The following is a 13782-nucleotide window of genomic DNA, read 5'->3' as shown; positions in this document are numbered from 1 at the left end:
CCTTGACTGATCCGATACCGGGCTCGAAAGAGCTCGGTATTTTTTTATTGGAAGAGACCTTCGCGCAAATGCTTAGAGAGAATCTTGAGAGCCCGAACCTCGATGTCGTGCTGGCCGCAGCCCTGCAGCTGGCCGAAGGTATCGCGCTGGAACCGATGAAGTTGCTCGAAACCGCAGACCGGCTCAATGGCGCGCAGCGCGTCACCGATGTCGTAGCGCTCTACCAGCGCTGGCTGCAGCACTGCCACTCGTCGGTCAATTACATTATCCAGTTCAACCTGGGGGCCACCCTGACTCAACTGGGGCAGATACCGGCCGCTGAGAGTGCCTATCGCGCCGCCATTGCCCAGAACCCGGAATTCGCCCAGGCCTGGTTCAACCTGGGGACAGTGCTGGAGCGTCAGCACAAGCCGCAGGAGGCCTTGGCCACCTGGCAGTCGATGCTCGACAAGCGCCTGGTCGACGCCGCGCAAAGCCGCGAGTTGTACCTGATGACCTGCAATAACCTGGGTCGCCTGCTGGAGGAAACCCGCCAGCTGCAGCAATCCGAAGCCATCCTGCGCACCAGCCTGGAAACCGACCCCGTGCAACCCAAGGTGATCCAGCACTGGGTGCATCTGCGCCAGAAACAATGCGTCTGGCCGGTCTATGAACCACCGGCAGGCCTGACCCGCGGCGACCTGCTCAAGGCGTCCTCGCCCCTGGCACTGCTCGCTGGCAGCGATGACCCTGGCCTGCAACTGGCCGCCGCGGTGCATTTCGTCAAAGAGCGGGTCAATGTCCGGGTCCCTGCCCTGGCTTCGGCCCAGGGCTATGGCCACCAAAAGTTGCGCATCGGCTTCCTGTCATCGGACTTCTGCCTGCATGCGGTGTCGTTGCTGACCGTGGAGCTGTTCGAGCTGATCGATCGGGAGCGCTTCGAGGTGTATGGTTTTTGCTGGAGCCGCGAAGACGGGTCGGCCCTGCGCGAGCGGGTCAAGCAGGCCATGGATCACTTCGTGCGCATCGACGTCATGGATGATGCAACCGCCGCACACTGCATTCGCAACCATGAGATCGACATCCTCATCGACCTTCATGGCCTGACCTCCGGGGCACGTCCGGACATTCCGGCTTATCGCCCGGCGACGGTGCAAATGACTTACCTGGGCTTCCCCGGCTCGACCGGCCTGCCTGGCATCGACTATGTGATCGCCGACCGCTACCTGATCCCCGACAGCGAAAAGGCGTACTACAGCGAAACACCGCTGTACCTGGCGCAGATCTACCAGTGCAGTGACCGCCAGCGACCCGTTGCGGCGTTGCCGACCCGCGCCGAGTGCGGCTTGCCGCAAGACCGCTTCGTATTCTGCTCGTTCAACAACAACTACAAGTTCAACGAAGAAGTGTTCGACTGCTGGATGCGAATTCTGCAGCGCGCCCCCGACAGTGTGTTGTGGCTGCTGGCCGACAACCCCTGGGCCCAGGAAAACCTCTGCGCCAGGGCCCAGGCCCACGGCGTGGACCCGGCACGCCTGCTGTTTGCCCCGCGTGTCGCACCAGCGCAATACCTGGCCCGCTACAGCGCCGCGGATCTGTTCCTGGACGCGTATCCGTTCAACGCCGGCACCACGGCCAACGATGCCTTGTGGATGGGCCTGCCGGTGCTGACCCGCTCGGGTCGCACCTTTGCCTCGCGCATGGCGGGCAGCTTGCTGACGTCGCTGGACCTGCCGGAGCTGATCACCACCACCCTGGCCGAATACGAAGAGCGCGCCGTTGAACTGGCGACGCAGGCGGATCTGTTGCCCGGCTTGCGTGAGCGCCTGCAGCAGGGCCGCGAGCACTCTGTGCTGTTCGACACGCCACGCTTTGTCAGGGATTTCGAGGACGCGATCAGCAGTGTGGCGCCAGGCAGGGCTTGACCGTAATGCCGCCCACTTGCAGCAGCGAAGGCGGCCTTATAGCCGACCAGTCGCTCCCGGATGTACCCGATCTAATGTGGGAGCGGGCTTGCTCGCGAAGGCGGTCTGACAGCCGACCTGTCGCTCCCGGATGTACCCGATCTAATGTGGGAGCGAGCCTGCTCGCGAAGGCAGCCTGACAGCCGACCTGTCGCTCCCGGATGTACCCGATCTAATGTGGGAGCGGGCTTGCTCGCGAAGGCGGTCTGACAGCCGACCTGGATATTGTTGACGGAGTACATATCCATTGCTGCGGTAACGGCGACTTATGGTTTCGCTCTTACAGCGAGTCACTTGGAAGAGCCCCAAGTAACCAAGGGCTCTTGCCCCTGACGTTCGGTGCCTCGCTTAGGCTCGGCATGCCCTCGCTCCGGTCCTGCTCCGTGGGCCCGGCGCCATCGGCCATCCATGGCCGGCGGCGCCTAACCCGGCATCCATGCCGGGTTGCCCACTGCGCAGAACCTCCACTCGGCCTCTCGAGGGGGCAAGAAAATCAAAAGCCAAAGCAGGCGAGGCGGCCTGACAGCCGACCTGATTGCAGGCTTGTCCGCGATCCCCTGTGGGAGCGAGCCTGCTCGCGAAAAACGTCCAGACAACGTGTTCATTCAGACAGGGCGCGTTATCGTTGACGTCCATCGCGAGCAGGCTCGCTCCCACAGGGGATTGGGGGGATTTGCCAAAACCAGGTCGGCTATAAGGCCGCCTCGGCTTTGGATTTGGGCGCCCCGTTAAACCACGATGGCCGAACGCAGGCATTGCGCAGTGGGTAAACCGGCAGGACGCCGGTTTAGCCGCGCTGGGCCAGGGATGGCCCATCGCGGCGACCCACGGAGCAATGCCGGAGTGAGGGCATGCCGAGCCCTAGCGAGGCACCGAGTGGTGGGGCAAAAGCCTTTTGCTTACTTTTCGGCGTTTGGAAAAGTGAGTCGCCGTAAGGGCGAAACCCTAAGTGGTCGTTACCGCAGCAATGGATATGTACTCAGACAACAATCTCCCACAGGCTTTGACGCGGCATGGATCAACGTTGGTAGAGGCGCCGATGGAGGTAGTCACAGGTTGGCGGACAGGCTCAGGGCGTGATGGGGCAAGAAAGTCAAAAGCCAAAGCCACAGCCAAAGCGAGGCGGCCGACCGGCCGGCCTGATCTCGGGTGAACGCGTTCCCCTGTAGGAGCCGGCTTGCTGCGGGCAGCGTTCCGACGATGGCCCCCGAAAGACCAACGCAATGTTCAAAAGTCAGAACAACCCCTGAACCTTCTCCAGCTCCCTGCGGGTCATCTGGCCGGTGCGGGTGTGCAGGTTGACGTAGCTTTGCAGCATCGCCAGCTTGGTATCGAGCAGGTCTCGCTTGGCGGCGAACAGGCGTTGCTGGGCGTCGAGGATGTCGACCGTCGAGCGCACGCCGGCCTCATAGCCTTTTTCGGCGGATTTCAGGGCCGTCTGGCTGGAACGCACGGCGGTCACCAGGGCCTTGCTCTTCTCGAAGCCCGCCACCACACCGAGGTAGTTGAGCTCGAGGTCTTCGTTCATTTGCTGGACCTGGGCATCGTAGCTGGACCGGGCGCTCTCCAGGGTGGCGCGGGCTTTTTCGGACGAAGCACTGACCCCGCCGCCCTGGTACAGCGGGATATCGATCACGACCCCCACGTAATAGGTCGACTGGCGCTGGGTATTATCGTTGATGTCGCTCTGACCGACCCGCGCCAGCCGGCCACTCAGTGCCACGGTCGGGTAGTGCCCGGCCTTCTGCTGCTTGAGGTTGGCTTCCGCCAGCTTGATCGAAGCACGGCTGATACCCAGTGCCGACGCGGCCTGGTCGGCCTTGATCAGCCAGTAATCCAGGTCCTGTTCGGGGGCGAGCAAGGCGGCGGCTGGCGCCTGCTCCTGCATCTGCGGGATCTCGCTGACGGCGATCCCGGCGCGGCCCGCCAGCTTGCGCAGGGCCGAGCGATGCTGGGCCTGCAACTGGATTTCCAGGGCGCGGATCGAATCGAGCCGGGCTTGCGCCTCTTCAAGGTCGGTGATAGTGCCCTCACCGGCTTCGAACAGGCGCTTGGATTGCTTGGCCAGTCCTTCGATCGAAGCTTTCTGCTGAGTCGTTAGCTTAAGTTCGTTTTCCACTTGGGCGAGATCGAAATACGCCTGCACCACGCGGTCGAACAGCTCCTGGTCGGCCCCCTCGTGCTGCACTTCGCCCAGTTGCCCACGGGCCTTGGCCTGTTCGTAGGACGCCCAGCGGCCCTTGTCGAACAGCGGCTGGATGACCGACAGGGCAACGCTGTCGGAAGCGTACTGATCATCCTGGCTATTGGCCGGGGACTGGTCTTCGAACTGGCCGCCATGGCCGTAGCGAGAGTTGATCGCGACTTGCGGCAGCAAGCCGCTGCGGCCGATCGCCTCTTCCTGGCGCGAGGCTTCGTAGTCATGAGTGGCGACCTTGTAGGTCGCATCGTTGAGTCGCGAGGCGTCGTAGAGGTCGACCAGCGACAACGGCGATTCAGCCGCCAGCAGCCGGCACGAGCAGAACACGGAGAGGAGCAAGGCTATGCGCATGGACACGATCATTCTTCCTTGAAAGCACCGGCCATACGCTCGGTCACCGGTTGCATCAAGTAGTTGGCGAGGGTCCGCTCGCCGGTTTTGACCAGTACCTCAGCCTGCATTCCCGGCTTGATATCCAGGCCCAGCTCGCGCAGATGGATGATGGCCTCGGGGCTGACCGAAACCTCCACCGAAAAGTAAGGCGAACCGGTGTGTTCGTCGATCAACTGGTCGGCCGATACCGTGGCCACCTTGCCGACGATCACCGGGGTGTGGACCCGTTGCAGTGAACCGAAACGCAGGTCGACCGGCAGCTCCGGCTTGAGCCGGTCGGCCATCATCGGCGGAAATTGCGCCTTGACCACCCAGCTGGAGCCTTGCGGGACAATGTCCATCAGGCGCTGGCCCGCCGGCGCGATACCGCCGACGGTATGCACGGTCATGCCCATCACTTGACCGGCGACGGGCGCAACGATGGCGGCACTGTTGACTTCGAATTCCAGTGACTTGATCTGGTCGGTCAGGCTTGAGGTCTGCGCCACCACCTGGGTCAGCTGCGACTCGGCCTCGCTGCGAAAGATCTGCGCCTGTTGCAAGGCCTTGAGCTTGCTTTCATTGATCCCCTGGCGCGTGCGGCCGATATCGGAAATGCTCGAAGCCAACTGGGCGCCCAACTGCGCCGCACTGCTTTCCGCTTCGAACAGCCGGTTGCGTGGCAAGTAACCTTCACGGGCCAGCTCGCGCAGGCCGTTGAGCTCTTGCTGCTGGAATTGCAACTGTGCGGCGTGGTTGCGCTTGATCTCTTCGAAGCCTTTGAGCTGTTCGTTGAGCGAGGCTATTTCGTGCTGGCTGATCTGCATGCGGCTGGCCAGCTCGGCACGGCGAGTGGCGAACAGATAACCTTGCAACTCCATTGCCGCGACGGCCCGTGGGTCGCTGGCGCGGGCCAGCAACGCCGCGGACCACTGCACGCTGGCGCGGTCCAGGCGCTCGGCCATCAGCCGATCCTCGACGGCACGGGCGCCGAGCCATTGGCCCAGGGCGACATCCAGTTGCGACTTGGCCTGCACGGTATTGAGCTGCACCACGACCTGACCTTGCTGCACCCGGTCGCCTTCGCGTACCAGGATGTTGTCTATCATGCCGCCGGTGCGCGACTGCACAGTCTTGCGCTCACCGGAAACCACCACGGTGCCGCTACCGACCACACCGCGATCGAGCGGCGCCAGGCAGGCCCACAGCAGAAAGCCGCCGAGGCCCAGGAGCAAAAACCAGACACCGATCCGGGCAATGCCCGCGGCATCCGCATCAGGCTTGTTCTCGGGGGTCGAAATGTCGCTCAAACTGGCTTGCATTGACGCCTCAGGCTTCTTGATTACGGGGTTCGACGGCTTTAGGCGGTGCCGGTGGCAGCAGGGTCTTGAGCACCTGGTCACGCGGGCCGAACAGGGTTTGTACGCCGTCTTTGAGGAACAACAGTTTGTCGACTGCGCCGAGAATGCTCGGCCTGTGGGTGACCAGCACCACGGTGCAGCCTTCGGCCTTGAGCTTGCGCACGGCCTGCACCAGCGCCGCTTCACCGGCATCATCCAGATTGGAGTTGGGCTCATCGAGCACCACCAGCGCCGGCTGGCCATACAGCGCGCGGGCCAGGCCGATGCGCTGCTTCTGGCCGCCGGACAACCCCAGTCCGCCGGTCCCGAGCAAGGTGTCATAGCCTTTGGGGAAGTGCAGGATCATCTCGTTGATACCGGCCAATTGCGCCGCTTCGATCACCTTGCTGGAATCCACCTCACCGAAGCGCGCGATGTTTTCAGCGATGGTGCCATCGAACAGCTCGATGTCCTGGGGCAGGTAACCCAGGTGAGGGCCAAGGGCTTCACGCGACCACTGGCTGACTTCGGCGCTGTCCAGGCGTACCGAGCCCTGTTTGGCGGTCCAGATGCCGACCATGGCGCGCGCCAGGGAAGACTTGCCCGAAGCACTCGGGCCGATGATCGCCAGTACTTCGCCCTTGGCCAGACTGATGGTCACGCCGTTGACCGCGGGCTTGTGCATGCCCGGCGGGACGATCACCAGGCGGTCGATGCTCAGGGCCCCGGTCGGGGGTGGCAGAGGCATGCGCAGCGCGGCCTTGGGAAATTCGCTGAGGAGCCGGTTCAAGCGTTCGTAGCTGCTCTTGGCGTTACCCATTTGCTTCCACGAACCGATCAACGCCTCGGCCGGCGCCATCGCGCGCCCCAGCAGGACGGACACGGCGATCATAACCCCGGCGGAAATCTGGTTCTCGATCACCAGGATGGCGCCCAGGCCAAGGGCCAAGGATTGCCAGGTCATGCGCACAAAGCGTGACAACGCGGCAATCCGCGAACTGCGGTCGCTGGCTTCGCCCTGCTCGGTAATGACCCGTTGCTGCACGTTGTACCAGCGCCGGCGCAGGGGCGTGAGCATGCCCATCGCCTGAATCACTTCGGCGTTCTGCAAGGTACTGTTCACGTAGCTGGAAGACGCGACGGACAACCGGTTGGCTTCGCTCATGCTTTTGCGCGTGGTCAGTTCGTTCCAGACGGCCAGCCCGACCAGGATCAGCGAGCCGATGACGGTGAACACCCCGAGCCAGGGGTGGAACAGGAACGTGGCGATGACGTAGATCGGCAGCCACGGCGCATCGAAGATGGCAATCAGAGCCGGACCGGTCACGAACTGGCGGATGCTGTTCAGATCGCTCAGCACCTGCGCCGGGTTGGCGCTGTGTTCCTTGAGACTACGCTCGAACGCGGCATCGAATACCCGCTCGCCCAATTGGGTGTCCAGGCCGGCGCTCATCTTGATCATGACCTGGCCGCGGACCCATTCCAGCGCACAGCCAAGCGCAAAAAATCCGAGCAGGATCAGGCTCAGCATCAACAGGGTGGTTTCATTGCGGCTGGTCAGGACGCGGTCGAAGACCTGCATCATGTAGATGGAAGGGACCAGCATCAGCAGGTTGATCACCCCGCTGAACAGTGCCAACACGCCGAAAAGCCGACGATACCGTAGCAGCGCTGCATCGATATCTCGCTGGGGATCTAGGAAAAATCGCATAAAGTCCGAAGGATGAAAAAAAGCATTAGGAAAAAACGGCGGTGGTGTTGATGACCGGGGTGCATCCCGCGGCGGCCGATGCTAGCACTTTGCCCCAAGCTAATGAACTGCTTGAAGCCAGTCAGCACCCCTACTTCATCGGCTCGGACGAACCGATCTTGAGCCTGTTTTCGATGTGCCGACGAGCAGAAACCGGGCCGGCTGGAAACGGTCTGGAACCAGCCCGATCCACCCCCTGAAAAAGTCGCCTTTGGAGCGCTCACTCAACTTGCAAACAACAGCCTGTGTAACAAAAATTTTTACAATCCAATCATGTACTAAAGTCTTAGGTTGAGTGTTCTAATGGGCCTTGAAATGCCAAAGGCTTAATCATGCGCATCAAATTTTCCGGCATTCCTGCACTCGGTATCTACCTTGCCCTGGTTTGCCTGTTCGCGGCCGCATGGATCACCCATCCGGCCCCCGAGCATTCGCCCTTTGCCCTGATCAATCCGGTCATGGCTGTGGCGGACAAAGAAGCCAAACCCGTCTATACCAGCCGGTTCGCCTCCTCCGGGCTGGTGGACTTCGTGCATTCCGCGGCGGTCACTGCCTTGCCTGACGGTAGCCTGATGGCGGTCTGGTTCGCCGGCACTCGCGAAGGCGCAGCCGATGTGCAGGTGCGCTCCGCCCGTTTCAACCTGAGCACCGGCGAGTGGGGGGAGGAACAGGTCATGGCGACCCGGGGTTCGACCCAGCAAAGCACGCGAAAATACATCCGCAAACTGGGCAACCCGGTCATTGCCCTCGCGCCGGACAATCGCCTGTGGCTGTTCTACGTCTCCGTCTCCATGGGCGGTTGGGCCGGTAGCGCGGTCAATGTGATGGTTTCAGACGACTTTGGCGGGCATTGGTCAGCGCCGCGCCAATTGATCACTTCACCTTTCCTGAACATCAGCACCCTGGTCCGCTCGGCACCGGTGTTTCATGTCGACGGCTCCATCGGCTTGCCGGTCTACCACGAATTTCTCGGCAAGTTTGCCGAGTACCTGTACTTGAGCGCAGACGGTGATGTGATCGATAAATTCCGCATCAGCCACGGCAATAACTCATTGCAACCGGCGATCGTTCCGCTGGATGGCCAGCGCGGTATTGCCTTGTTGCGTTATGCCGGCACCACCCTCCACCGAGTCCTGGCGAGCCGCACGGAAGATTCCGGGCAAAGCTGGAGCGAACCCTATCCGCTGGTTCCTTCGAACCCCAATTCCTCGTTGGCGGCCGTTGCCACGCCCGAACACGGGTTGCTGGTAGCGCTCAATGACCTGCAAGAGGGGCGCTTCAAGCTGAGCCTGTATGTCACCGACGCGAAAATGGAAGATTGGCGCCTGTTGCACGATCTGGACAAGTCACCGGATCCAGAGGGCGATCCGTATACACCCCTGGCCTACAAGAAAATCATCGGCAAAGAGTTCCGCGGCTCCAGCGGCAAGCTGCGCCAGGCGCTGGAGGCGCAATTCCTCGAAAACCTCGACAAACGTGTGTGTAAGGGCCAGGAGTGTGAGTTTGAATATGAATACCCCTACTTCATTCGCAGTCCCGACGGGATGTATCACCTGGTTTATTCCTGGAACAATACCTTCATCAAACACGTCACCTTCAACGATGCCTGGCTGTCCGAGCGTCTCCAATGATTAATCTATGGCAAGCCCATGCCAGCTTCGCGATGGTCATCTTCCTGGTACTGCCGTCTTTTGGCCTGGACAGAGTCTGGCGCATCGCGCTGCTGCTTGCCTTGCTGGCCGCCAGTTTCATACCGCTGGGCGGGCTGTCGCTGGCCGCTTACTTGCGCAGCCATATCGATGACCTTGCGATCACCTCATTGGTGTTCATGGCATGGGGGTGTTTGCGTCGACTGGGTGTGTTGCCGCCTGCGCAACAAGGGCAAACCAGCGTATTGATCCTCTTCGCCGTACTGGCCCTGGTGCTGTACCCGGCGACCCTGGGCTTGAGTGATCTGGACCCTTACCGACGAGGTTACAGCCCGCGCCCCCTGTTATTGTTCATCGCGCTGATTACCCTGAGCCTGTTTTACCTGCGCCATTACCTGGCCGTGGTGATGTTGGCCAGCGCGACCCTGGCCTTCATCGTCGGGATCAAACCTTCCCACAACTATTGGGATTACCTGGTTGATCCGCTGCTGGGTCTGTATTGCTGCCTGGCACTGCTGGGGCTGGCTGCACGCTGGACGTATCGCCGGCTCACAACGCCGCGCGGCGTTTGAAATCCAACGAAATCTTAATAAGGAAACAGGCATGGGCTGGCTGAAATCGAGACGTCTACATTACTGGCTGGGCGCAACAGCGATCGCATTTGTGCTGTTCGCACTGCTGCGGGTGGTGTTCTTTTTCGGCTTTTCCGGTTTCGATGTCAAAGCCCTGGGCGACGAGAACGTCGTGAAAACCCTGGGCATCGGCTTTCGGTTCGATTTGCGCCTGGCCATCCTGGTCATGCTGCCGCTGGCGTTGCTAGCCTGGATTCCTCGCTGGAACCTTGTCGGCAGCCGCCTCCTTCGCGTTATCGCCCGCCTATACCTGGTCGCCATCATCAGCGCTGTGCTGCTGATCTACATCATCGATTTTGGCCACTACGCCTACCTCGGCGTGAGGATCAACGCCACGGTGTTGCGCTTCATCGAGGATGCGCAAATATCCCGTGACATGGTCTGGCAGACCTACCCGGTCATCTGGATCTCACTGGGCTGGCTGGCCACCGTCGCGTTCGTGACACTGGCCCTGGTGCGCCTGGAACGCGTCACCCTGGACCGCCCGCGCAAAGTGATTCACCCGTTCTCCGCGACATGGGGGGGTGCGGTGATGGTGGTGCTGGTGCTGCTGGGCATCCTGGGTCGTGTCGAACACTTGAACTTTGAAAACCCTGTGCCGCTACGCTGGAGCGATGCGTTTTTCTCGGGCAATAACCAGATCGCCGCATTGGGCCTGAACCCGGTGATTTTCCTCTACGACACCGTCAAGGTCGGCCAGTCGCGCTATGACGAAGCGCAGGTGCGCGAACATTACGCGGTCATGGCTCACTATCTGAGCGTCGACCAACCCGATCCGCAGACCCTCGACTTCGTCCGCCACCAGGCGCCACAACCCTACAAAATCCAGGGTTCGCGGCCACCGAACGTGATGTTCATCATGCTCGAGTCGCTGGGCACCAGCGCCGTCGGAGCCTATGGCAACCCGATTGATCCAACGCCCAACATCGATCGCCTGGCCAAGCAGAGCTGGTTCTTCGAGCACTTCTATGTACCGGTGACGGGGACAGCCAAAACCGTCTGGGCCAGCATTACCGGGGTGCCTGACGTCACTCGCCAGGAAACCGCGACGCGCAATCCATTGATCACCCGGCAAAACACGCTGATCAATGCCTTCACCGGCTACGAAAAGCTCTACACCATTGGTGGCAACTCCGGCTGGGCCAACATGAATGCCTTGATCAGGCAAAGCATCGACGGCGTTCGCCTGTTCGACGAGCGCGACTGGAAATCCCCGGTGGTGGATGTCTGGGGCATCTCGGACCTGGACCTGTTCAAGGAAACCGACCAGATCCTGCAAGCGCTGCCCAAGGACAAACCGTTTTTCGCCTATGTGCAAACGGCCGGTAATCATCGCCCCTTTACGATTCCAGAGAACAATGACGGATTCGAGATCAAGCACCCTACCCTGGAGCAAGTCCAGGCCGCAGGCTCGCGCAGTGTCGAGCAATACAACGCCGTGCGCCTGCTGGACTTCAACCTCGGACGCCTGATGGAAATCGCCAAGGCCGGCGGCTGGTACGAAAACACCATTTTCGTGATGTTTGGCGACCACAACACCCGTATCGCCCAGATCCCTTTCCTGCCACCGGCCTACGAGCAACTGGGTCTGGAAAGCAACGCGGTGCCGATGATCATCCACGCGCCAGGCATGATCGGGACGCGCAAGGTCGAGGAAGCAGTCGGCCTGGTGGACCTGCTGCCCACCGTGGCGGGCATGGCCGGCCTTGAATTTCGCAACGCCGGCATGGGCCGCGATATCCAGCAGCCCGCGCCCGAAGGCGAACGCGTGGTGCCATTGGTGTTGCGTGAAGGCACGTTCCCGCTGATCGCCGGCGTGACGCAACACTACATGGTACAGATGGAGCACGACGGCAGCTCGCCAAGCCTGCATGACCTGGCCTCAGCGACGCCGCTGGACAACGTCGCCGAGCAAAACCCCGAAGAGTTCAAGCGACTGTCACGGTTGACCCGCGCCATGCATGAAACCTCACGATTGATGCTGTATCAGAACGTGCGCAAGTAACCACTCAAAGTTATGGTTTTACTGCGTGACCATCGTCAACGTGAGGGGCGTCAGCTGGTTTCTTCTGCGGAACAACAAAACTCACTGTCGTACGGGTGAGGATCTTGTGCGTCGGGTCGGCCACTTCAAGCAGAACCTTGTGAGTGCCGGGCGTCAGTCCGACCAGGATAATCGGGTCTTCACTGGTGTGCGCCCATGTACCTTTCCAGTCGTCGACGGTCACGTGAAGGTGACCGAGACGTGGTGATACATCAGCAGCCGTTTTTCCAAATACCGGCATGATCCTGGCGTGCTCTGTTCGATACTGGATAATGACGACGCCGCGGGCGAGCGGTTCGGCAAGCGGCGGATAGGCAATGAGTTCTGGCGCCGTCTCGGATTCCAAGGGCAGTATTGCCGGTGGGCGATCGGTGTCTGCCGCCCCTTGACCGAACGCTGCCGTGCAAAACAACATACCCCAGGCAAGGGCCAATGGATTTGCGGAAGCCATGGTGGTTTTCTCCTAAAGGCCGACCTTGCGCTTGAGTTCGGCTTCGTTCCAAAGACCGCTGAGCGGGCCACCCGGCAAACCTTCATTGGCTCGCGCCAGCGGGAAAATGACGGGTAAAAAACCGGCGTCGCGCACCAACCGGGTTCCCATGTCCCGGGCCTGGGCGTCGTCGGCGAAAACGGCAATCGCCTTGTCTTTGCCAGACTGGTCTTTCATCGATGCATAGCCTATGGCGTTGAACGCCCGCACCAGGCGTATTCCGGGCAGATATTGCTGGTCCGCCGAGGCGACTCCCATCTCCAGCGCCTTGCGCCCGACCTCTGCGTCACGGCCGCTGAACGGATTGCTGGTGCTGAACACCACCTTGCCGTCCAGCTTGCCCTGGAGCTGTTCGGACAGCTCTGGCATCGCGCCATAGGGAACACTCAACACAATCACATCGCCCCATGCCGCGGCATCGCTCACCGAGCCCGCCTGAGCGTTGGGCCCGGCGCTCTTGACCAGATCCGTCAGCTCCTCGGGGTGGCGTGACGAAAACATGACCGAGTGCCCGGCCTTTACCCAGAGCGTACCCAGCGTGCCGCCGACATTACCGGCACCGATGACGCCGATCTTGAGGGGGTCCGCCATAGCCTGGCTGGCGCACATGACCATGCCGGCGAACATCAAAAAGAGGATTCTGGACATACGCTGGGCTCCTGCGTTGGAAAGCAGTCCTCTATCCACACGGGAAGAGCCTGCAACACCAAGGTGAAGACTAGCTGCTTATTGCATATCTTCGAGAGCGCCGGGTAAAACGCTTACCGCCCTGAGTTACAAAAAAATCCCGGAAACAGAATGTCTCCGGGATTTTTTGTAAAAGCCTGGCCGCTAAAAAGTCGCTTGCCTGTCAGTTTCTGCTCAATGGGATTTTTTCTGCGCCCCGGCGTTACTCAGTCCCTTCGAGTTGTGGTCTCCCGGCGTCGATGCCGAAATTGCCTTCGCTTTTGCTACGCCGCGCGTGTCTTTGGAATGCGCAATGCCTGAAGTCGTGGTGCCGTGACCGTTGTCACTATTACGATCACTGCCGTAATGATTGCCACTTATGCCATGGTCGCGAACCGCCTTGCCAGCATGATCACTGCTCAAACCCTCCCCACGGCCATTACTGCCAGAGTGACCCGAACCGCTGTGACCGCCACCATTACCGCCGCCATGGCCGCCGCCATTTCCACCACCACCACCACCACCACCACCACCACCACCACCTTCTTTCGCATAGGCGGCGTTCATGATGGACAGATCAGCAGGGAGTAACGGGGCGGCTGCAAGCATCATGGCGAATGACATTACAGCAACGAGACTCTTGTTTTTTAAAAGCATGATTGCTTCCGTGAGGGTTGATATCGCGTACTTTAGGAC

The 13782-nt window shown here is 60.9% G+C and carries 10 protein-coding genes; 4 read left to right on the top strand and 6 right to left on the bottom strand.

What is annotated here, in order from left to right; translation table 11 throughout:
- Nucleotides 1–68 precede the first annotated feature (68 nt).
- On the top strand, nt 69–1904 hold the full coding sequence (locus ACA054_RS11525) for an O-linked N-acetylglucosamine transferase, SPINDLY family protein (RefSeq protein ID WP_497689477.1): 1836 nt from the start codon (nt 69–71) through the stop codon (nt 1902–1904).
- 1273 nt (nt 1905–3177) lie between these two features.
- Here ACA054_RS11525 and ACA054_RS11520 read toward each other — a convergent pair.
- From ACA054_RS11520 to ACA054_RS11510, 3 genes are read right to left on the bottom strand one after another with little or no spacing between them, the layout of a single operon-like run.
- A complete protein-coding gene (locus tag ACA054_RS11520) occupies nt 3178–4494 on the bottom strand; it encodes a TolC family outer membrane protein (RefSeq protein WP_497690284.1) in 1317 nt (438 codons plus the stop codon).
- An 8-nt stretch (nt 4495–4502) separates the two neighbouring features.
- Entirely contained in the window at nt 4503–5837 is a 1335-nt protein-coding gene (locus ACA054_RS11515; RefSeq protein WP_497689476.1) for an HlyD family type I secretion periplasmic adaptor subunit, read from the bottom strand.
- 7 nt (nt 5838–5844) lie between these two features.
- On the bottom strand, nt 5845–7566 hold the full coding sequence (locus ACA054_RS11510; RefSeq protein ID WP_497689475.1) for a type I secretion system permease/ATPase: 1722 nt from the start codon (nt 7564–7566) through the stop codon (nt 5845–5847).
- Nucleotides 7567–7937: 371 nt separating this feature from the next.
- Here ACA054_RS11510 and ACA054_RS11505 point away from each other — a divergent pair, with 371 nt between their 5' ends.
- Genes ACA054_RS11505 through ACA054_RS11495 form a run of 3 tightly spaced genes read left to right on the top strand, consistent with a single transcriptional unit; the run spans nt 7938 to nt 11891 of the window.
- Nucleotides 7938–9236, top strand: coding sequence for a sialidase family protein (locus ACA054_RS11505; protein ID WP_497689474.1), 1299 nt, complete (start codon nt 7938–7940; stop codon nt 9234–9236).
- Nucleotides 9233–9826: a hypothetical protein gene (locus ACA054_RS11500; protein WP_497689473.1), complete on the top strand. Its 594-nt coding sequence runs from the start codon at nt 9233–9235 to the stop codon at nt 9824–9826. Before ACA054_RS11505 ends, ACA054_RS11500 begins: the two co-directional genes overlap by 4 nt.
- Nucleotides 9827–9857: 31 nt before the next feature.
- Nucleotides 9858–11891 (top strand): LTA synthase family protein, encoded by a 2034-nt coding sequence (locus ACA054_RS11495; protein WP_497689472.1) that lies wholly within the window; start codon nt 9858–9860, stop codon nt 11889–11891.
- Nucleotides 11892–11901: 10 nt separating this feature from the next.
- Here the strand turns inward: ACA054_RS11495 and ACA054_RS11490 are convergent, their stop codons facing one another.
- The 3 genes from ACA054_RS11490 to ACA054_RS11480 all read right to left on the bottom strand — a co-directional run bounded on the left by ACA054_RS11490 (nt 11902) and on the right by ACA054_RS11480 (nt 13743).
- Nucleotides 11902–12381: a DUF6130 family protein gene (locus tag ACA054_RS11490; protein WP_497689471.1), complete on the bottom strand. Its 480-nt coding sequence runs from the start codon at nt 12379–12381 to the stop codon at nt 11902–11904.
- Between the two features lie 12 nt (nt 12382–12393).
- A complete protein-coding gene (locus ACA054_RS11485; RefSeq protein WP_497689470.1) occupies nt 12394–13068 on the bottom strand; it encodes an NADPH-dependent F420 reductase in 675 nt (224 codons plus the stop codon).
- A gap of 213 nt (nt 13069–13281) precedes the next feature.
- A complete protein-coding gene (locus ACA054_RS11480) occupies nt 13282–13743 on the bottom strand; it encodes a hypothetical protein (RefSeq protein WP_497689469.1) in 462 nt (153 codons plus the stop codon).
- Nucleotides 13744–13782: the final 39 nt, after the last annotated feature.

The sequence above is a fragment of the Pseudomonas sp. LBUM1653 genome (assembly GCF_059716115.1).
Note: the sequence above shows the minus strand (reverse complement) of the source record. Positions and strands in the feature narration are given on the sequence as shown.

Excerpts from the sequence above, each read along its gene's own strand:
- ACA054_RS11525 (WP_497689477.1), top strand. The coding sequence starts at position 69 with ATGCTTAGAGAGAATCTTGAGAGCCCGAACCTCGATGTCGTGCTGGCC.
- ACA054_RS11520 (WP_497690284.1), bottom strand. The coding sequence starts at position 4,494 with ATGCGCATAGCCTTGCTCCTCTCCGTGTTCTGCTCGTGCCGGCTGCTG.
- ACA054_RS11515 (WP_497689476.1), bottom strand. The coding sequence starts at position 5,837 with ATGCAAGCCAGTTTGAGCGACATTTCGACCCCCGAGAACAAGCCTGAT.
- ACA054_RS11510 (WP_497689475.1), bottom strand. The coding sequence starts at position 7,566 with ATGCGATTTTTCCTAGATCCCCAGCGAGATATCGATGCAGCGCTGCTA.
- ACA054_RS11505 (WP_497689474.1), top strand. The coding sequence starts at position 7,938 with ATGCGCATCAAATTTTCCGGCATTCCTGCACTCGGTATCTACCTTGCC.
- ACA054_RS11500 (WP_497689473.1), top strand. The coding sequence starts at position 9,233 with ATGATTAATCTATGGCAAGCCCATGCCAGCTTCGCGATGGTCATCTTC.
- ACA054_RS11495 (WP_497689472.1), top strand. The coding sequence starts at position 9,858 with ATGGGCTGGCTGAAATCGAGACGTCTACATTACTGGCTGGGCGCAACA.
- ACA054_RS11490 (WP_497689471.1), bottom strand. The coding sequence starts at position 12,381 with ATGGCTTCCGCAAATCCATTGGCCCTTGCCTGGGGTATGTTGTTTTGC.
- ACA054_RS11485 (WP_497689470.1), bottom strand. The coding sequence starts at position 13,068 with ATGTCCAGAATCCTCTTTTTGATGTTCGCCGGCATGGTCATGTGCGCC.
- ACA054_RS11480 (WP_497689469.1), bottom strand. The coding sequence starts at position 13,743 with ATGCTTTTAAAAAACAAGAGTCTCGTTGCTGTAATGTCATTCGCCATG.